A 19616-nucleotide genomic window follows, 5' to 3' on the forward strand; every position below is an offset into this window, starting at 1 on the left:
TAGAAGACGGCTGGATCCCGCCCCCGGTCAGGGGCTGTCGCGGCCCAGCCGCACCGGGATGCCGACGTCCCGCCGCCAGGCGTGCCCGAGTCCGGCGGCGGCGGCGATGGCGCCCCAGCCTGCCAGCTCACCGCCCTGGTAGTGGACGATGTCGGAGCCGCTGCGCCGGGGCAGGGCCCGGCCCGCCACGATCTCGGCGAGCGGCAGGGACTCCGGCCGGGCGTCCGGGCGGCCGACGGGAGCGGCGAGGCTGACGTGCCGGACGGCGCGGTCCGCCGCGCGGGGGGCGGCCGGGGCGCTCTGGTCGAGCAGGAGCACCCCGGCGACGGAGCGGGCCGCGGGGACCGCGGCAGCCGGGGCGTCCTGGTCGATCAGGAGCGCCCCGGCCGCGAGCCACTCCGGCCGGACGGGCGGGTGGCCGCCGGTGGCGGCGACGACGTCGGCGCACGCCGCGGTGGCGTGGGCGTCCTCGGACATGCGCACCCGCAGACCGGTGCGCAGGGCGGCGGCCGCCGCGAAGTCCCGGGCCCGGTCCGGCTCCCGGCCGACGACACGAACTTCGGAGAGCGACGGCAGCGCGTGGTGCAGGACGAGCAGACACGACCAGGCCGGCTCCCCGGTGCCGAAGAGGCCGAGCCGGGAGGGGGCCGGCGGGGCGAGGTACCGTGCGGCGAGTCCGGAGGGGATGGCGCTGCGCCAGCCGTCCAGGGTGCCGGCGTCGACCAGGCCGAGGAGGGCTCCGTCGTCGGCGAGCAGCAGCTCCACGCGCGCCGCGGGCAGGTCGCTGCCGGGGTCGAGGCGGACGGCGAAGCAGCTGCCGAAGGGGCCGGAGGTGTGGGGTCCCACGGTCAGCCGGCAGCGGGTGGCGGGGAGCAGGACCAGGGTCTCGGGGCCGGGGGCCGGCCCGTCACCGAGGAGCAGCCGCTGGACGTCGGAGAACCGCTCCTCCATGAAGGCCTCGTCGTCGAAGGCGTCGTCCACGTCTTCCGAGGTCAGCATGATCGGCACAGCGGTCGTCCTCTCGGGGGACGGACTTGATGGGTATGCAAACTTGAGTATCACGCGGTGCGCGCCGGTATCCACCTCGGCTCCGGTCAACGGCCGGAAGGGCACCCCGCCGGGCGCGCCCCGCCCCGCGGCGGCAGCCGGGCGGATGACCCCCTCGGGCGCCCTCCGGCCCCGGCCGGCTTGCGCGGGGGACGACCCGGCCGGCCGCGCCCCGAACCCGGCCGGCTTCCGCCGTGGACGACCCCGCCGGCCGCCCTTCGTCGCCGGTCGGCCCCGGGCGCGCGGCCCTCAGGCGTCCTTCTCGTCCCCCGCCATGACGTACGCGCCCGCCTCCAGGCGCCCGATCAGCGCCTCGGTCCAGTGGGCCTGGCTCGCCGCGCTGTGTTCCCAGAGGCCGAGGAGCTCCCGGATGTGGGCCCGCTGCGGCCGCTCCCCGGCCGTCTCGTCCACCCTGGCGACCAGCTCCCCCTGCTCGGCCGAGAGCGACGCGATGCGCTCGCGCAGCAGCGCGATCGCCTCCTCGCGGCTGAGCGCGGGCAGCAGCACGAGCGCCGCGCCCAGCATGTCCGGCCGGTTGTTCCCCTGGCGCAGCGCGTCACGCAGCAGCCGGTAGAACTCCTCCTCGCCCGGAGGCGTCAGCTCGTAGTCGACGCGGCCGGGCCAGTCGGGGATGTCGGTCGACTTCAGCAGCCCGTCCTTGGCCAGCTGCCGCAGCGCGTGGTAGATCGAGCCGAACTTGATGTGCGCCCATTCGTCGGCACCCCAGGACAGCAGCTCGGAGCGGACCATATAGCCGTGCGCCCGGCCGTGCATCCGCACGACTCCCAGGACGAGCAGTCTCGTGGCGGACATCGTCTCCCTGCTGATCACTGCTGAACCGTGCCGAAACCTGATGGACCTGCCGGACCTGCCCCACGGCGCGAAGGGCACCCGCTGCTCCGCGCCTCGACCGGAACCCGCCGGCTGATCCCACGGTAGTACACGACCTGCTGTTCCTTGCAGGCGCGGGAGGCACGGACCGGGTGCGGTGGCCCGGCGTCGAGCGCCGCTGCAACGACTCTCGACTCCCGTACGAGGTCGCGGCCCGAGGGTGGAGGCCCATCGCAAACGGGTCGTTCTCGCCGGAACAGGGGTTGGGATGCGGGTACTCTTCACCACCTTCGCCGCCAAGTCGCACATGCACGCCCAGGTGAACCTCGCCTGGGCCCTCAGGGCGGCGGGCCACGACGTCAGGATCGCCAGCCACCCCGATCTCGCCGACGAGATCACCCGCACCGGCCTGACCGCCGTCGGGGTCGGGGAGGAACTGCACCTCGACGAGCAGATGCAGGAGACGCAGGAGAACATCGGCCAGGACGTCGACCAGCTGGAAAGCCAGGCGCAGGTCGGTCTCGACATGAGCGAGACCCGCCCCGAGCGGCTCACCTGGGACTACACACTCGGTGTGTTCACGGCCATGACCTCGGTCGTCTTCCAGAACTGCTGCTCGGACCAGATGGTCGACGAGCTGGTGGAGCACTGCCGCTCCTGGCAGCCCGACCTGGTCCTGTGGGACACCCTGACCTTCGCCGGCGCGATCGCCGCCAGGGCCACGGGCACACCGCACGGCCGGCTGCTCTTCGGCCTCGACCTGGCGGGCAGGATGCGCCAGACCTTCCTGGAGCAGCTGGCCTCGCGCCCGCCGGAGCTGCGGGACGACCCGCTGCGCGAGTGGCTCACCTGGAGCCTGGAGCGGCACGGCGCCTCGTTCGACGAGACCGCCGTGACGGGCGACTTCACCGTCTGCCCGCTGCCCGCGTCGATGCGGCTCCCCGCGGACCTGCACTACGTGCCGATGCGGTACGTCCCGTACAACGGCCAGTCCACGGTGCCGCGGTGGCTCCAGGAGCCGCCGAAGCGGGGCCGCCGGGTGTGCATCACCCTCGGTGTGGCGCACCGCGAGGTGCTCGGCGCCGACCGGGCCTCCATCGGCGACCTGCTGGAGGCCGTCGCGGGACTCGACGACGTCGAGGTCGTCGCCACCCTCAACGAGAACCAGCTGACGGACTTCGACACCCTGCCGGACAACGTGCGGGCCGTCGACTTCGTCCCGCTCGACGCGCTGCTGCCCACCTGCGACGCGGTGATCCACCACGGCGGATCGGGCAGCTTCGGCACGGCGATGATCCACGGCGTGCCCCAGCTCATCGTCGTCGACGGCGTCTGGGACACCATCAACAAGTCCCGCTACCTCGAGGAGCGCCAGGCCGGGCTCTACGTGCCCGGCAAGCTCAGCGCCAAGGGACTGCGCGAGCTGCTCGTCCGCCTGCTCGAGGAACCGGTCTTCAAGCACAACGCCGAGGTCCTCAGGCGTGAGGCACTCGCCGCTCCCGCGCCCGCGCAGGTGGTACCCACCCTGGAGCGGCTGGCCGCCGAGTACCGACGCCGGTGACCGGCGCGCCCGCGCCCGGTCCCACAGTCCCGCCGTACTCCACTACCTCCCGGACGGTGAACCAAGCGATGCAGTTCCGTCAGCTCAAGGTCGAGGGGGCCTACGAGTTCACCCCCCGTCAGTTCCGCGACCACCGGGGCCTGTTCGTCTCGCCCTTCCAGCTGGAGGCCTTCCAACAGGCGCTGGGGCGGCCGCACTTCCCGGTGGCGCAGACCAACCACAGCATCTCCCGGCGCGGCACGGTCCGGGGCATCCACTTCACCGTGACGCCGCCCGGGACCGCGAAGTACGTGTACTGCGCGCGCGGCCGGGCCCTCGACATCGTGGTCGACCTGCGGGTCGGCTCGCCGACCTTCCGGCAGTGGGACGCCGTCGAGATGGACCAGGTGCACTTCCGCTCCTCGTACTTCCCGGTCGGCGTCGGCCACGCCTTCGTCGCGCTCGAGGACGACACCGTCATGTCGTACCTGCTCACGGGACCGTACGTGGCCGAGCACGAACTGGCCGTCGACGTCTTCGACGAGGACCTGGACCTCCGGATCCCGGCCGGGCCGGACCTGGTCCAGTCGGACCGGGACCGGGCGGCGCCGTCCTTCGCCGCGGCGCGGGCGCAGGGGCTGCTGCCCGGATACGCCGAGTCCGCCGCGGCCGAGGAGAGCCTGTGGCGGCCCTCCGGCATCGGCGCCCCGAGCTGAGCCCGGCGGTGTCCACCACCCAGGACGGAACCGCCCCCGGCACCGTGGCCGTGCTGGGGGCGACCGGCTGCGTCGGACGCAGTGTCTGCGACGAACTGCTCCGGACCGGGCACCGGGTACTCGGCGTGGCCCGCAACCCGGCCCCGCACACCCGCACCCACACCTTCGCTGCCCTGGACGTCGCCGCCACCGCACCGGAACGGCTCGCCGGTCTCCTCGACCGGCACGGCGTCGGCACGGTGATCAACGCCAGCGGAGGCTGGGGCACCACCGCGGAGGAGATGCGGCACGCCCACATCGACCTCGTGGAGCGCCTGGCCGACGGATGCGCCGCGACCTCCCGCCGGGTGCGCATCGTGCAGATGGGGTCGATCCACGAGTACGGGCCCGTACCCGACGGCGTCCTCATCGACGAGCACCGCGCCCCCGGCCCGCTGACCGCGTACGGACTGACCAAGCGCACCGGCTCCGAGCACCTGCTCGCCCAGACCCGGGCCGGCCGGGTGGACGGGGTCGTGCTGCGGGCGGTCAACGTCTGCGGGCCGCACACCACGGCGGCCAGCTTCCTCGGCGCCGTGGTGGCCCGGCTGCGCGCCCTCCGTCCCGGCGACGGGCTCACCCTCGACGTCGCCGACGCTCGGCGGGACTTCGTCGACGTACGGGACCTGGCCCGCGCGGCCGTCGCCGCCGTGCACGCCCCCGTCACCGGCCTGGTCGTGAACATCGGGCGCGGCGAGGCGGTGCCCATGCGCGCCCTGGTCGAAGCCCTGCTCCACGCGGCCGGCGTGGACGGCACGTCGGTCCGGCTCAACTCCGCCGAGGTCGCCAGCAAGGGCGGCGGCTGGACCTGTGCGGACATCCGGTTCGCCGCCCGGGTGCTCGGCTGGCGTCCCACGGTCCCGCTCAGCGCCTCCGTACGGGCGATGTGGGAAACGGCGGCCGGCACCACATCCCTGGAGGTCTCATGATCGACTCCCACGCACCGGCCGCCCGCTCCGCGGAGCCCGGCGAGCCCGTCGAGCCCCTCGAGTTGAGGATCGACGCGTCCGCGCGGCTGCGCGGCGGCCCGCCGGACGGACTGCCCGGCTTCACGGACTGGTTCGCCGACTTCGGCCGGCGGGCCTACACCCGTGTCGAGCGCGTTCCCCTGCACGACCTGGAGGGCTGGGAGACCGACCCGGACACCGGCGACCTGCGCCATCGGACGGGCCGGTTCTTCACCGTGCACGGACTGGAGGTCGACCACCCCGGCGCACCGGTGCCGCGGTGGACCCAGCCGATCATCAACCAGCCCGAGGTCGGCATCCTCGGCATCCTCACCGCCCCGATCGGCGGAGTGCCGCACTTCCTGATGCAGGCGAAGGTCGAGCCGGGCAACGCCGAGGGACTCCAGCTCTCCCCGACCGTCCAGGCCACCCGCAGCAACTACACACGCGTGCACCAGGGGCGCCCGGTGCCCTACCTGGAGCACTTCCTGGACGTCCACAGCCGGCCGGGGGTGATCGCCGACGTACGGCAGTCCGAGCAGGGGTCGTGGTTCTACCGCAAGCGCAACCGCAACATGGTGGTCGAGCTGCCGGAGCCCGTGGAGGCCCGCGACGGGTACCGCTGGATGACACTGGGCCAGGTCCACGAGCTGCTGGGGCGCAAGGACACGGTCAACATGGACGCCCGGACCGTGCTGTCGTGCCTGCCGTTCACCGGCCCGGGCGTCGGCGAGCCGGACGGCGACGACTTCCGGTCCGCTCTGCTGCGCTCGGCCGACCCCGGCGCGCGCGCCGTGCACACCGCGTCGGAGATCCTCGGCTGGATCACCGACCGGCGCACGGGCAGCGACATCTCGGTCCGCCGGGTCCGGCTCGGCGAACTGCGGGACTGGAGCCGCACCGAGGACCGCATACGCCACGACACGGGCGCCTTCTTCGACGTCATCGGGGTACGCGTGGACGCCGGCGGCCGCGAGGTCCACCGGTGGAGCCAGCCGATGATCGAACCGGTGGGCACCGGCGTCATCGCCTTCCTGGTCCGGCGGTTCGACGGAGTGCTGCACGTCCTCGCGCACGCCCGCGTCGAGCCCGGCTTCGCGGACGTGGTGGAGCTGGGCCCCACCGTGCAGTGCGTCGAGGAGAGCCATGCGCGGCTGCCCGGCGGCACCCCGCCGCCCTTCCTGGAGGAGGTGCTGCGGGCCCCCGCCGCACACGTCCGGTTCGACACGGTGCTCTCCGAGGAGGGCGGCCGCTTCTACCACGCGCTCAACCGCTACCTGATCGTGGAGACCGACCGGGACGTGCCCCGCGACCACCCCCACCACCGCTGGATGACGCTGCACCAGCTGTCGGAGCTCCTGCGGCACAGCCACTACGTCAACGTCCAGGCGCGCAGCCTGATCGCCTGCCTGCACAGCCTGTTCCACGCGGCCTGACGGGAGGCGCCGGAACGCCGTGTCCCGGAGAGGCGCTCGCACCTCTCCGGGACACGGCGCTGCCCGTACCCGGCGTCACCTGGAACCTCCGAGGATGTCCCGGCCTTTCAGGCCGGGGAGGAGTCGGACACCTGCGGAGCAGGGCGGGGGAAGAGCAATGGCCGTCAGGGTGATTGGTCGTCTGTCGAGTCGCTGCCGCGCCCGGCCTCAAGCCGGTGCAGGATCTCGGAGTTGAGGGACCTGCGGGCGGACTAGGCCTGAGAGACCAGCCACTCGTGCAGGTCGGCGGGCAGCCTGAGCGTGATGCGCACTTCTTGATCCATGCCCTCGATCGTAGTGGTAGAATGGTGGCATGACGACACCGCAGATATCGGAGGGCGCCGGGCATGCCCGGTACACCTACCGGCTTCGCGTGTCGTCGACCGCCCGCACCGGCCTTGAAACCGAGTGGGCGCGCTGCCGGTGTGGGTGTGGAACGAGTGCGTGGCCATGTCCCGCAAGGTCCACGCCGCGAACCAGGGGGCGGCCGAGAAGACGACGTGCGGCCCGGCCCGGCTCGACAAGATGCTGACCGAGGCCCGCGACGCCATGTCGTGGCTGCGTGAGGGCGCGTCGGTGCCGCAGCAGCAGACCATCCGCGACTTCGCAAGTCCCGCGCCAAGGCACTCAAGGACATCAAGGCGAGGCTGCCGCTCCGGCAGCGCGCCGGGATGCCCCGCATCAAGCGGAAGCGTGACGCGCTGCCGACCCTGAACTACACGAGGCGCGGGTTCCGGTTGAAGGACGGCCGCCTGCACGTCGCGGGCGGGATCGCCCTGACGGTCCTCTGGTCCCGCGAACTCCCCGCCGCACCCACCTCGGTGCGGATCTACCAGGACTCCCTGGGGCACTGGTACGCGTCGTTCGTCGTCGCCACCACAGCACAGCCGCTCCCGGCAACGGGCGCCGTGCTCGGTGTGGACTGGGGCGTCAAGGAGACGGCCACCACCACGTCCGACGCCCATGACCTCCCCCACGCCGAGCACGGAAAGAACGCTGCGCAGCGCCTCGCCCGCTACCAGCGGATGATGGCCCGCCGTAAGCCCGCGCGTGGACAAGCCGCCTCCAAGGGCTACCGGCAAGCCCGGAAGCAGACCGCGAAGCTGAACAAGAAGGTCGCCCGGCAACGTCAGGACACCGCCCGCAAGTGGGCCAAGTCCGTGGTCCGCGACCACGACTCGATCGCCGTCGAGGACTTCCGGCCGAAGTTCCTCAGCCGCACCACCATGGCCCGCAAGGCCGCTGACGCGGCGATCGGCGCCACGAAGACGGCCCTGATCGAGATGGGCCGCAAGCACGCACGGGACATCCGCCTCGTGCATCCCGCGCACACCACCATGGACTGCGCGCACTGCATGACGAGAGCCAAGCATGCACTTCCTCTTTCGGAACGTACCTACACCTGCACCGCGTGCGGAGCCGTGTCCCCTCGGGACAAGAACTCCGCGCGCGTGATGCTGGTCCGGGCTGGTCTCAACCCGGCTGGTGCCGAGGGCGTAAGACCTCCGTGAGCGCTGCTCCCAGAGGCGGCCTGAGCCAGGAATCCCCTCCCTTCAAGGAGGGGAGGATTCAAAGACCGGCGATCACCTCGCGGAGCGCCTCGATCACCTTCTCCTGGACGTGCTGCGGCAGCGAGGGGTACATCGGCAGGGAGAAGATCTCCTTCGCCAGCCGCTCGGTCACCGGCAGATCCCCCTCGCGGTGGCCGAGGTGCGCGAAGCCGCTCATCGTGTGCACCGGCCAGGGGTAGCTGACGTTCAGCTCGATGTCGTACGCCTTGAGCCGCTCGATGATGCGGTCCCGCTCCGGGTGGCGCACCACGTGGACGTAGTGGACGTGATCATTGCCCACCGCGTTCGAGGGAAGGACGAGGCCGGTGTCCCCCAGCCCCTCCGCATAGCGTCGCGCCACGCGCCGCCGGCCCTCGACGTAGGTGTCGAGGCGCCGTAGCTTGCGGCGGAGGATCTCGGCCTGGACCTCGTCGAGGCGGCTGTTGTGTCCCGGGGTTTCGACAACGTAGTACCGGTCCTCCATGCCGTAGTAGCGCAGCCGGCGCAGTCTGGTCTCCGTGCCGGCGTCGTGGGTGACGACGGCCCCGCCGTCGCCGTACGCCCCGAGCACCTTCGTCGGGTAGAAGGAGAAGGCCGCGGCGTCGCCCATGGTCCCGGCGAGCCGCCCGTGGTGCCGGGCGCCGTGGGCCTGGGCGCAGTCCTCCAGGACCCTCAGCCCGTGGCGCCCGGCGAAGGCGGTCACGGCGGCCATGTCGACGCACTGCCCGTACAGGTGCACCGGCACGATGGCCGCGGTGCGCTCGGTGAGCGCGTCGGCGAGCAGGTCGGTGCGCATCAGGTAGTCCTCTTCGCGCACGTCCACGAAGACCGGACGGGCTCCTACGGCGTCGATGGCCAGGACGGTGGGGGCCGCCGTGTTGGCCACCGTGATCACCTCGTCGCCCGGCTTCACTCCGAGCGCCTGCAGGCCGAGGACGATCGCGTTGGTGCCGTTGTCCACGCCCACGCAGTGCGGCAGCCCGTGGTAGGCGGCGAACTCCTGCTCGAAGCGGGAGACGCTCTCGCCGAGGACGAGCCGGCCGGACTGGAACACCGTGTCGACCGCGTCGAGGAGCTCCTCGCGCTCCTCGGCGTACTCCCGCAGATAGTCCCAGACGTATGTGGTCATCGCCCGGACACCTCCCGCTCCTTGGTTCCGACGAAGAGGCCGCGGCCCGTCGGTGGGCCCGGCCGGTAGCTGACGGAGCATCCGGCGTCCCGGAACGCCTGCTCGTACTCCTCACGCGTGAACAGGGTCAGGACGTCGATCTCGGTGAAGGTCCGGATGCCCGACGGCTCCCCGACGAGGAAGCGGACCTCCATCCGCGTCGCCCGGCCCTGCAGGGTGGAGTGGGAGACACGGGCGACGGTCCGGTCGCCCTCCCGGGCCAGGTCCCCGGCGACGAACCCCTCCGTGAACTGCTCGGGGAACCACCAGGGTTCGACGACCAGTACGCCTCCCGGGTCGAGGTGGCGGGCCATCGAGGCCACGGCCGAGCGCATCTCCTCGACGCTGCCCAGGTAGCCGATGGCGCAGAACATGCAGGTGACGACGGAGTACCGGCGGCCGAGGTCGAAGTCGCGCATGTCGCCCTCGTGGATGGTCAGGCCGGGCCACCGCTCGAGCGCCAGGTCCCGCATCGGCGCCGCGATCTCCAGGCCCTCCGCGGTGCCGAAGAGCTTGCTGAAGGGGCCGAGATGGGCGGCGGTGCCGCACGCCACATCGAGCAGCGCGTCCGCGTCCGGGGCGTGCCGGCGGGCCAGGGCCGCGATGTCCTCGGCCTCCGCCGCCCAGTCCTTGCCCCGGCTGCGGTACACCGTCTCGTACACCTCGGCGAGGTCCGTGCTGTACATGCTTTCTCCTCGGGTCGGCTGCTGTCCTGTGCGCCTGCGGGCGGAGCGGCGGCCCTCAGCCGTCGACGAGGGCGACCGCCCGCGCCCAGCCGGCCCCGGCGCGCGCGACCTTCACCGGGAAGCACGCGACCTGGAAGCCGTACGGGGCGGGCAGGTCCTCCAGTCCCGAGAGCCGCTCGATCTGGCAGTACTCCGTGTGGCGCCCGGCGACATGGGCCGGCCAGAGCACGGCGGGGTCCCCGGTGCGCCGGTACTCGGCGATGATCGTGCCGAACGGCGCGTCCAGGCTGAACGCGTCGGTGCCCACCACGCGGACGCCCGCGTCGAGCAGGAAGGCGATGCCGCTCGCGTCGAGGCCGACGAAGTCGGTGAAGTACCGGTTGGTGCCCGACCACGCGGCGGCGCCGGTGTGCAGGATCACGATGTCGGACGGGGCGAGCGCGTACCCGATCCGGTCGAGCTCCTTGCGCAGGTCGGCCGCGTCGACCGTGCCCGCCTCACGGCCCCGGACGTCCAGGACCACCCCGGGGGCGAGGAACCACTCCAGCGGCATGGCGTCGATGTGCCGGGGCACGCCGGTGCCGTACGTCGCCCGGGAGCCGTAGTGCGAGGGCGCGTCGACGTGCGTGCCGGTGTGGGTGGTCAGACTCAGCCGGTCCAGCGAGAGGAACTCCCCGTCGGGCAGGTCGTCGGGGTCGAACTCGATGCCGAAGTGGCGCCGCATCTCGTCGCACATGTGCAGCGCGCCCTCACGGGGGGACATCACCTTGTGGACCACCGGGTCCGGTTCGAACGAGCCGGAGTCCACCGGCGAGGACAGGTCAATGATGCGCACGGCCACCTCCTGGACGACAGGGCCAGCCTGGCCTCGGCCGCTCGGAAGGCGTTGGAATCCCGCTCGACGACGGCGCGGCCGCCTCGAGCGGGATTCGACGCGGATGCGTCAGGGTCGGGCGCAGGACCGTCACCGGGAGGCCGTTGATGAACAGCACGGACGTCCAGCAGTTCTACGCCCGCCATATGCAGTTGCTCGACGGCGGCGAGGCCGAGGCGTGGGCAGGAACGTTCACGCCCGACGCGACCTTCGCCGCCCCGTCGATGACGGAGCCCGTCCGGGGCCGGGACGGCATCGCCGCCGGTGCGCGGGCGGCGGCCGACGGGCGCACGGCGGCGGGGGAGGTGCACCGCCACTGGGTCGCCATGACGACCGCCCTGAACACCGCCGACGGGATCGAGACCGTCTCCTGCGTGCAGATCCTCGCGGTCCCCCGGGGCGGCGCGCCGCGGGTGCACCTGTCCTGTGTGATGCGTGACCGGCTGGTCCGGCAGGGCGGTCAACTGCTCGTGGCGGAGCGCCGCATCACCCGCGACGACCGGCCGGGCGGCTGACCTCGACCCCGCTTCGAGCGGCCGTCAGTAGCGTCCCGGCATGACTCCTAGGACTGTGATCATCACCGGTGGAGGTTCCGGAATCGGCCGCGCGACGGCCCGCCGCTTCGCCGCGCGGGGAGACCGTGTGCTCGTCGTGGGCCGGACCGCCGGCCTCCTCGACGAGACGGCCGAAGGCCACGACGGCGTGCGCACCCTGGTCGCCGACATCACCGAGCCGGGGGCCGGCGAGGCGGTCGTGGAGGCCGCGCTGGAGGCCTTCGGCCGGGTCGACGTGCTGGTCAACAACGCCGGGGCCGGCACGTTCGCGCCGCTCGCCGCACTCGACCGGGCCGTGACCGAGCACCAGATCGCCGTCAACCTGATCGGCCCGGCCTTCGTGGCGCAGGCCGCGCTGGCCGCGCTGGAGGCGACCGGCGGCACCATCGTCAACGTCAGCTCCGCCGGGTCGCTGGGCATCCAGGGTTTCCCGGACAACTCGGTCTACTGGGCCACGAAGGCGGCGCTGAACCACTTCACCCGCACCTGGGCCGTGGAGCTCGCGCCGCGCGGTATCCGGGTGGTCTCGGTGGCTCCGGGCGTGACCGACACCGGCATCGGCGAGCGTGCCGGCATGTCCGCCGAGGAGTACAAGGGCTTCCTCGCCCAGATCGCCGAGCGCATCCCCCTCGGGCGGGTCGCCACACCCGAGGACGTGGCCTGGTGGGTCACGGCGCTGGCCGAACCAGGAGGCGGCTACCTGACGGGCGCGGTCGTCCCGGTCGACGGCGGGCTCTCCCTCACCTGACGGTCCCCTTACGTGACGGCTCACCTGACGATCCCCTTGGGTGACGGTCTCACCTGACGGTCCCTCAGCGGACCGTGGAACCCCCACCGGAGCGGGGGCGGCAGCGGGGCCGCGGGCGACCGCGGGGGAGGCGGCGGATCACGGGGGCGGCAGCGGGGCCGCGGGCGACCGCGGAGGGAAGCGGCGGACCACGGGCCGCACCGGTCGGCGGTGCGGCCCGTGGCCGTGGGCGCCCGGCAGGTCAGACGCCGTCGTGCTCGACCCTGCGGTGGCCGACCAGCCAGCCGTCGCCGTGCGGCACCAGTTCGTCCTCGCACACCGCGCTCAGATGCAGCCTGGTCGGCCCCCCGGCCGGGGTCACCAGGACCTGCGCGTAGCACCGGGTGCTCAGGGAGCCGTCCGGGCCGGGCACCACGGTGAGCATGGAGAACACATGCCGCCGCTGCTCCGGTGCGTCCGCCGTCCGCGCGAGGTTCCGGCGCACGGCCTCCGCGACGGCCTCCCGGCCGCGAAGCGGCTCGGGGGCGGTGTTCTGCACGAAGACGCCGTCCTCGGCGAACGTCTCCGCCCACTGACCGGCCCGCCGCTCGTCCAGCAGCCGCATCTGCCGCGCGTAGAACTGCTGCACGGCGACATACGTCTCCGCGGGGACCGGCTCGGCGCCGCTCAGCCGCCGCGCGTGCTCCGCCGCGCACCGCAGCGTCGCCGTGCTGTTGCGGCCGAGTGCCTCCCGGATCATGGTGCGGGCGGCGGCCACGTCGGCCTCCGGGCCGAGGACGCTCGTCACCGCGTCCGGCTCGATGCGCACGGTGTGCCGCGAGGTGACGGTGCAGCCCCGGGCGTCCTCCTCGAAGATCCACTCGCCGGTGTGCGCGGCCATCAGCGCCGGTGTCCGGATCTGCTTGTAGACGATCCGTTCCGCCGGGAAGCAGACCCGCACCGAACGCGTGGTGTGGGTCCCGCCGTCCGCGGTGAGCGTGTCCATCTCCAGGATCTGCTCGTTCGGGGTGTCCTCGGTGAGGACGACCCGGGCGACGTGCGGCAGCCGCTCGGTCCACCGGTCGGCCGCACGGATGAACTCGTAGGCGTCCTTGGCCGATCCGTCGACGCGCACGCTGTCGTCGAAGCTGAAGGTGAGGCCGGCGTCCGCCTCCTCGGCGCCCCGGCGCAGCGCCTCCAGCTCGGACCCGGTGTTGGTGTCGATCGCCCGGCGGATCCACTCGACGTGCTCCGGGGCGTCGTCGACGGCGGTGAAGGAGTGGGTGAACCGCACCAGGGTCCGCTCCTCGCCGAGCGGCTCCAGCAGCCACTCGCCGCTCATGCTCCGCACCGGCGCCCGGGACTCCTCCTGACGATAGGTCACCCGCAGTGCGGCGCGGTCCAGTTCACGCCGCGAGGTCCAGCTCTTGACCTCCCCGTTGGCGGTCGCCCAGATCCTCAGCCGCTCCTGCCGGTCATCGCCCTCCAGGCGCTCGACATGGACGCTCGGCGGGAAGTGCACCGGCCAGCGGGCGGCGTCGGCGACGAGGGCGAACACCGCCTCGGCGGGCGCTCGCACCTCGATCTCGTGGACGGTGTCGTGCACGGTCTCGTCCGACATGGCTCTCCTCAGTAGTTTCCCAGCCCGCCGCAGATGTTGATCGCCTGCGCGGTGACGGATGCGGCCGCGTCGGTCAGCAGATAGCCGACCATCCCCGCCACCTCGTCGGGCGTGGTGTAGCGGCCGAGCGGGATCTTGGCGTGGAACCGGTCGAGTACCTCCTCCTCCGTGGTCTCCCAGGCGGCGGCGTAGCCCTGCCGCACCCGCACCGCCATGGGTGTCTCCACATAGCCGGGGCACACGGCGTTGACGGTGATACCGGTCTTGGCCAGTTCCAGGCCCAGGGCCTTGGTGAAGCCGACGACCCCGTGCTTGGACGCCGAGTAGGGGGCGCCCAGCACCACTCCCTGCTTGCCGCCGGTGGAGGCGATGTTCACGATCCGGCCCCAGCTCCCCTCCCGCATGCGGCCGGTGGTGAGGGCGGCGCGGGTGACCCGGAAGACGCCGTCGAGGTTGGTGGCCATCACGTCGTCCCACAGCTCGTCGGGGAGGGTGTGGGTCGGGCCGCCGCCGCTGCGGCCGGCGTTGTTGACGAGGACCTCGACGGGCCCGTAGCGCTCCACCGCGGCGGACACCAGCGCCTCGATCTGCGCCACGTCGCGTACGTCGCAGGAGCCGCCGTCCACGTCGTGGCCCTCCGCGCGCAGTTCCTTGGCCGTGAGCGCCACCCGGTCGGCGTCCCGGGCGCAGAGGAACACGCGGTGCCCGGCGGCGGCCAGCGACCGGGCGACGGAGAGGCCGATCCCGCTGGTGGCACCCGTGACGACGGCGACCCGGCTGGGTTGTGCGGACATGGTCTGATCAGCCCCTTCGCGTACAGAACTCGGTGATGGACTCGACGACGTAGTCGAGCATCTCGGTGGTGAGTCCCGGATAGACACCGATCCAGAAGGTGTCCTCCGTGACGATGTCGCAGTTGGCCAGCTCGTCCACGACCCGGTAGCGCACGTCCTCGTACGCGGGGTGGCGGGTGATGTTCCCGCCGAAGAGCCGGCGGGTGCCGATCCTGCGGCCCTCCAGGAAGTCGACGAGCTCCCTGCGGGTGAAGCCCGCCCCGGGCAGCACGGTCAGGGCGAAGCCGAACCAGCTGGGGTCGCTGCCCGGGGTGGCCCGCGGCGGCAGCAGTCCCGGCACACCGGCGAGGCCGTCGTGCAGCCGCTGCCAGTTGCGCCGCCGGGCCGCGCCGAAGTCGTCGACCCTGCGCAACTGGCTGAGCGCCAGGGCGCCCTGCAGGTCGGTGGCCTTCAGGTTGTAGCCGACGTGGGAGAAGATGTACTTGTGGTCGTAGCCGGCGGGCAGGGTGCCGAGCTGGTAGTCGAACCGCTTCAGACAGGTGTTGTCGGTGCCCGGTTCGCACCAGCAGTCCCGGCCCCAGTCCCGCATCGACTCGACGATGCGGGCCAGTTCCAGACTGGCCGTGAGGACGCAGCCGCCCTCGCCCGCGGTGATGTGGTGGGCGGGGTAGAAGCTCACCGTCGACAGGTCGCCGAAGGTGCCGGTGAGTCTGCCCCGGTAGGTGGAGCCGACCGCGTCGCAGTTGTCCTCGACGAAGAACAGGTCGTGCCGGCGGGCCAGTTCGGCGACCTCGGCGACGGGGAACGGGTTGCCGAGGGCGTGCGCGATCATGATCAGCCTGGTGCGCGGGGAGATCGCCGCCTCGATCTGCGCCAGGGAGGCGTTGTAGGTGCCCAGTTCCACGTCCACGAAGACCGGCGTCAGACCGTTCTGGACGAGCGGGTTGATCGTGGTCGGGAAGCCGGCGCCCACCGTGATGGCCTCGTCGCCGGGGCGCAGCCGCAGGTCCTTGAGCTTCGGCGAGGTCAGTGCGCTGACCGCCAGCAGGTTGGCGGACGAACCCGAGTTCACCATGTGCGCCTTGCGCAGCCGGAAGTAGCGGGCGAACTCGCTCTCGAACTTCCGGGTGCGCACGCCGGCGGCGATCCGCATCTCCAGCGCCGCCTCGACCAGGGCGTGCCGGTCCTCCTCGTCGAGGACCGCGCCCGAGGAAAGGATCGGCGTGACGCCCGGTTCGAACGCGCGCGTCTCCCGTTCCTTGTGGTACTTGCGCGCCAGCTCCAGCACCAGCGCCTTGGTGTCCGTCACCTCTGACCTCTCATCCTCGGTCGTGGACTGAGCCGTTGGTGCCGTGCGCCGCCCGGCGGGCTCCGGGGCCGCCGCGGTGCTCGGCGACGAGCCGCTCCAGCACCGGGACGACCTCGTTGGGGCTGGGCACGGCGAGCAGTTCCTCCTGCAGCCGCCGGGCGCCGCGGGCGAACGACGGTTCGGTGATCAGACGCTGGACCTGCTTGCGCAGCACGTCCGGCAGGAGGCCGTCACTCGGCACACAGAGTCCGGCGCCGATGTCCTCCAGCCCGCGGCCCATGACCGCGGTGTCCCAGCCGAACGCCAGGATCAGCTGGGGTACGGCGTGCAGCTCTGCCGTCGCCTTGGTGCCGACACCCCCGTGGTGCACCACCGCGTCACAGGTGGGCAGCAGGTCGTTGAGCGGGACGAAGTCGACCATGCGCACGTTGTCCGGCAGGTCGGCGGCCGCCTCGCGGGTGGCCTCGTCGACGGTGGCGACGATCTCCGCGTCCAGCTCCGCGAGATGGGCCAGCAGTTCGGCCATGTCGACGCCCACGTCCGACGCCGAGGAGCCGAGCGTGACGCAGACGCGGCTGCGCCCGGGGTCCGACCTCAGCCACTCCGGCACCACCGCGGGACCGTTGTACGCCACATGCCGCACCTGCACGGTCGGCAGGTCCAGATCGAGCCGGGTGCTGGGCGGAGTGGTGTTGACCGTCCACTGGCCGGTGACCAGGTCCTCGCCGAACCCCGCGTCGCAGCCCAGCCGCCGCAGCGTGCGCTCCAGCCACTCGGCGGTGGGGTCCTCGCGGTGCTCGGGTTCCTGCTCGGCGGCGAGCCGCAGGAACTCCTTGCGGGCCCGCACGCTGACGTCGGGCCCGGAGACCAGCCGGCAGTGGGCCGCGCCCGTCACCCGGGCCGTGATGGCCCCGGCCAGGGTGAAGGTCTCCCAGACGACGAGGTCCGGCTGCCAGGAGCGGGCGAAGTCCACGAGGGCGTCGACCATGGTGTCGTTGTTGAGCGCGCCGTAGAGCGTGGGCACCATGATGTTCTCCAGTGCCAGCAACTGCTCGTAGGTCCAGGGGTGGTCACCCCGGGCCGCGTAGTCGAAGCCCTGCACATGGGCCGAGGCCTCGTCGTGGAGCGTCCCCAGCAGCCCGAGGTCCTCGAGGGCGCCGAGCGACCACTCGACGGGCACGGCGGTCAGCCCGGTGCCCGTGATCACGTCGGTCAGCTCGGGCTGGCTGGCGATCCGGACCTCGTGGCCCGCGGTGCGCAGCGCCCACGCCAGCGGTACGAGCGGGTAGTAGTGGGTGTGGTGGGCCAGTGAGGTGAACAGAACCTTCATCGCGTCTCCTCCACGCCGAGTCGGGTCGGCAGCCTGACCAGGCGCCGGGTCACGGGCGCCCGGCGCGCCCGCACCGGCTCGCCGTCCGGCCGCAGCACCGGGAACCGCGCGGCCAGCGCCGCCAGTGCGTGTTCGGTCTGCGCGGCCGCGGCCGGGAGCAGGGCGGCGCACACGGTCACGGGCAGCGGATCCGGGCCGCCGCCGGTTCCGGTGGTCACGGCGGTGACGGAGTCCCCGGCGGCGATGCGGGTCCCGGCCACCTCGGCCGGGCCCAGTGCCACCAAGGGGTGCGCGCGCCACAGCGGCCTGCTCCGCAGACACTCCCCGACCACCCGGGCCGCGTGCCCGGGCTCCGAGCGCAGCCGCGCCCACTCCCCGGGCCGGCCGAGGAGCGTCCGCAGCGCGTCGCCGAGCAGGTCCGCCGCCGCCCGGGCCCCCGCCACGGCGAGCACCAGGTCCGCCTCGGCCCGGTCCCGGCCCCCGAACAGCTCCCGCAGTCCTCGTACGCCGGTCCCCAGGCGTTCCGCCGCGATCTGCGTCTGCGGGCAGAGCAGCGCGTCCACGGCCGGGGCGGCGTCGGCGACGGCGCCGGTGAACTCGGGCAGCCGCTCCCGGGGGACGTCCAGCAGTGTCGCGTACACCGCCGCGGTCAGCGGCTCCGCGAAGTCCGCCACCAGATCGGCCGGGCCCGGAGCGAGCCCGGCCGCTGCCTGCCCGGCCCGTTCCCGCAGCAGTGCGGCCCGTCTCCGTACGGTCCTCGTCCCGGCGCGCCGCGCCAGGTCCCGGGCGAGGGCCGTACCGCGCCCGCGCGCCGGGCCGGGCAGCCACTGCTCCGGCTGCGGCACGGCGGCGGACACCGCCAGGTCCGGGCTGACGGACAGCTCCCGCAGGGCCGTGGGGCCGGTGACGACCCAGGGGCCGAGCCGGCTGCGCCACACCGGTCCTCGTTCCCCGACGGACGCGAGGGCCGTGCCCGCGCCGCCTTCGCCGACCTCGAATCCCCGTACCAGCCGCGCGTACGGGTCTCCTGCGCCCGGCACGAACGGCTCACCGTTGACCGCGTAGAGCCACTGTGCCGCATGGACGAGTTGCAGTTCGCGCCAGAGGGCATTCGTCGCCGCCGTCACCCCGCCACCTCCGTCATCCGATTCCCTCAGCAAGGTACGGGGCCGTATTAGAAGAACACTCGAACTGCCGTTGTCCGCATCCACCGTTCCTCAAGCCGCGCTTGATCCCCCGGCGGTACCGTGGGAAACCCACTGGACTCCCGCAAGGTGATGAGGACCCCTATGCCAGAGCACCGTCAGCAACGGGCGCTCCGAATGGGCGTGATCGGCACGGCGAACATCGCGGTACGCCGGATCATGCCCGTTCTCGCCGCGCATGACCGCGTCGACCTCGTCGCAGTGGCCAGCCGGGACAAGGCGAGGGCCGAGCGCGTGGGAGCCGTCTTCGGCTGCCGTGGTGTGGGTGATTACGCGGAACTCGTCGAGCGTGACGACATCGACGCCGTCTATATTCCACTGCCGCCCGGTATGCATCACGAATGGGCGCTACGGGCTTTGCGGTCGGGAAAGCACGTACTGGTCGAGAAGCCGATGTCCGACGTGTACGAGAAGACGCTCGAGTTGATGTCGACCGCGTCGGAACTCGGGCTCGTGCTCGCCGAGAACTTCATGTTCCTTCATCATCCCCAGCACGCCGCGGTACGTGCGATGCTCGACGAGGCCGTGGGAGAACTGCGTTCCTTCTCCGGGTCGTTCGCCGTCCCGCCGCTGGCGCCCGACTCGTTCCGGTACCAGCCGGCCCTGGGCGGGGGAGCGTTGCTCGATGTCGGGGTGTATCCGCTGCGTGCGGCCCAGCTGTACCTCACCGGGGAACTCGATGTGCTCGGGGCGTGTCTGCGCGTGGACGAGGCGACCGGCGTCGACGTGGCGGGCAGTGTGCTGCTGAGCGACGACCGGGGGGTGACGGCGCAGCTGGACTTCGGCTTCGAGCACTCCTACCGGTCGACCTACGCGCTCTGGGGCAACCGGGGCCGGGTGAGTGTCCGGCGTGCCTTCACCCCGCCGGAGGAGCTGAAGCCGGTGGTCAGGATCGAGCAGCAGGACGTGGTCACGGAACGCTCGCTCCCCGCGCACAACCAGGTCTTCAACGCCATGGACGCCTTCGTCCGTGCGGCCCTCACCCGCGGCGGGCCCCTCGCGGGCATGTCCGCGATCAGCCGCCAGGCCTTCCTGGTCGACCGGGTCCGCCGCGCGGCGCGGCTCGTCGGCGATCCGAAGTGCCGTCCGCACGAGGCTCTTGCGGCGGACACCGGCCTGAGCTGACGCCTCCCAGGCCCCGGGCCGACGCACGCCCCCGCCCCGCCGGAGCGTCCGGCGGGGCGGGGGCAGGTTTGCGGCGTG

Annotated in this window: 17 protein-coding genes and 1 pseudogene; 8 read left to right on the forward strand and 10 right to left on the reverse strand. The window is 72.6% G+C overall.

Annotated features, from left to right (window positions below):
* Positions 1-27 precede the first annotated feature (27 nt).
* A complete protein-coding gene (locus DDW44_RS27790; protein WP_240800792.1) occupies positions 28-999 on the reverse strand; it encodes a hypothetical protein in 972 nt (323 codons plus the stop codon).
* A gap of 297 nt (positions 1000-1296) precedes the next feature.
* A complete protein-coding gene (locus DDW44_RS27795; RefSeq protein ID WP_018891744.1) occupies positions 1297-1860 on the reverse strand; it encodes a PadR family transcriptional regulator in 564 nt (187 codons plus the stop codon).
* Positions 1861-2146: 286 nt separating this feature from the next.
* On the opposite strand from DDW44_RS27795, the gene DDW44_RS27800 reads away from it, so the two are divergent.
* The 5 genes and pseudogenes from DDW44_RS27800 (at position 2147) to DDW44_RS27820 (ending at position 8106) form a co-directional block, all read left to right on the forward strand.
* A complete protein-coding gene (locus DDW44_RS27800; protein ID WP_108908179.1) occupies positions 2147-3439 on the forward strand; it encodes an activator-dependent family glycosyltransferase in 1293 nt (430 codons plus the stop codon).
* Between the two features lie 68 nt (positions 3440-3507).
* Entirely contained in the window at positions 3508-4134 is a 627-nt protein-coding gene (locus DDW44_RS27805) for a dTDP-4-dehydrorhamnose 3,5-epimerase family protein (RefSeq protein WP_018891741.1), read from the forward strand.
* On the forward strand, positions 4101-5102 hold the full coding sequence (locus tag DDW44_RS27810) for an NAD-dependent epimerase/dehydratase family protein (RefSeq protein ID WP_108908180.1): 1002 nt from the start codon (positions 4101-4103) through the stop codon (positions 5100-5102). Before DDW44_RS27805 ends, DDW44_RS27810 begins: the two co-directional genes overlap by 34 nt.
* Entirely contained in the window at positions 5099-6556 is a 1458-nt protein-coding gene (locus DDW44_RS27815) for an NDP-hexose 2,3-dehydratase family protein (protein WP_108908181.1), read from the forward strand. Before DDW44_RS27810 ends, DDW44_RS27815 begins: the two co-directional genes overlap by 4 nt.
* 352 nt (positions 6557-6908) lie before the next feature.
* Positions 6909-8106, forward strand: a pseudogene (locus DDW44_RS27820) (RNA-guided endonuclease InsQ/TnpB family protein).
* 58 nt (positions 8107-8164) lie between these two features.
* Here DDW44_RS27820 and DDW44_RS27825 read toward each other — a convergent pair.
* From DDW44_RS27825 to DDW44_RS27835, 3 genes are read right to left on the reverse strand one after another with little or no spacing between them, the layout of a single operon-like run.
* Positions 8165-9274 carry a DegT/DnrJ/EryC1/StrS family aminotransferase gene (locus DDW44_RS27825; protein WP_017947371.1) on the reverse strand — a complete coding sequence of 370 codons (1110 nt, stop codon included), beginning with the start codon at positions 9272-9274 and terminating at the stop codon, positions 8165-8167.
* Entirely contained in the window at positions 9271-9999 is a 729-nt protein-coding gene (locus DDW44_RS27830; protein WP_108908182.1) for a class I SAM-dependent DNA methyltransferase, read from the reverse strand. Before DDW44_RS27830 ends, DDW44_RS27825 begins: the two co-directional genes overlap by 4 nt.
* Before the next feature lie 55 nt (positions 10000-10054).
* Positions 10055-10834: a cyclase family protein gene (locus DDW44_RS27835; RefSeq protein ID WP_108908183.1), complete on the reverse strand. Its 780-nt coding sequence runs from the start codon at positions 10832-10834 to the stop codon at positions 10055-10057.
* Between the two features lie 146 nt (positions 10835-10980).
* Here DDW44_RS27835 and DDW44_RS27840 point away from each other — a divergent pair, with 146 nt between their 5' ends.
* Positions 10981-11388: a nuclear transport factor 2 family protein gene (locus DDW44_RS27840; RefSeq protein ID WP_108908184.1), complete on the forward strand. Its 408-nt coding sequence runs from the start codon at positions 10981-10983 to the stop codon at positions 11386-11388.
* Positions 11389-11443: 55 nt separating this feature from the next.
* The gene (locus DDW44_RS27845) at positions 11444-12175 is read left to right on the forward strand and encodes an SDR family NAD(P)-dependent oxidoreductase (protein ID WP_018891734.1); all 732 of its coding nucleotides are present in this window, start codon (positions 11444-11446) and stop codon (positions 12173-12175) included.
* Positions 12176-12416: 241 nt separating this feature from the next.
* On the opposite strand, the gene DDW44_RS27850 is transcribed toward DDW44_RS27845, so the two are convergent.
* From DDW44_RS27850 to DDW44_RS27870, 5 genes are read right to left on the reverse strand one after another with little or no spacing between them, the layout of a single operon-like run.
* Positions 12417-13775 (reverse strand): nuclear transport factor 2 family protein, encoded by a 1359-nt coding sequence (locus DDW44_RS27850; protein ID WP_108908185.1) that lies wholly within the window; start codon positions 13773-13775, stop codon positions 12417-12419.
* Positions 13776-13783: 8 nt separating this feature from the next.
* Positions 13784-14569 (reverse strand): 3-oxoacyl-ACP reductase FabG, encoded by a 786-nt coding sequence (gene fabG, locus DDW44_RS27855; RefSeq protein WP_017947365.1) that lies wholly within the window; start codon positions 14567-14569, stop codon positions 13784-13786.
* A gap of 7 nt (positions 14570-14576) precedes the next feature.
* Positions 14577-15878: a lipopolysaccharide biosynthesis protein RfbH gene (gene rfbH, locus DDW44_RS27860; RefSeq protein ID WP_017947364.1), complete on the reverse strand. Its 1302-nt coding sequence runs from the start codon at positions 15876-15878 to the stop codon at positions 14577-14579.
* Positions 15879-15888: 10 nt separating this feature from the next.
* The gene (locus DDW44_RS27865; RefSeq protein ID WP_108908186.1) at positions 15889-17208 is read right to left on the reverse strand and encodes an activator-dependent family glycosyltransferase; all 1320 of its coding nucleotides are present in this window, start codon (positions 17206-17208) and stop codon (positions 15889-15891) included.
* Positions 17205-18335 (reverse strand): cytochrome P450 family protein, encoded by a 1131-nt coding sequence (locus DDW44_RS27870; protein WP_108908187.1) that lies wholly within the window; start codon positions 18333-18335, stop codon positions 17205-17207. The genes DDW44_RS27865 and DDW44_RS27870 overlap by 4 nt, the downstream gene beginning before the upstream one ends.
* Before the next feature lie 195 nt (positions 18336-18530).
* Between DDW44_RS27870 and DDW44_RS27875 the strand changes: the two genes are divergently transcribed.
* Complete coding sequence (locus DDW44_RS27875; protein WP_108908188.1) at positions 18531-19538, forward strand: Gfo/Idh/MocA family protein; 1008 nt, start codon at positions 18531-18533, stop codon at positions 19536-19538.
* Positions 19539-19616: the final 78 nt, after the last annotated feature.

Origin of the sequence: Streptomyces tirandamycinicus (assembly GCF_003097515.1) — a bacterium.
In the GTDB taxonomy this organism is placed as follows: domain Bacteria; phylum Actinomycetota; class Actinomycetes; order Streptomycetales; family Streptomycetaceae; genus Streptomyces; species Streptomyces tirandamycinicus.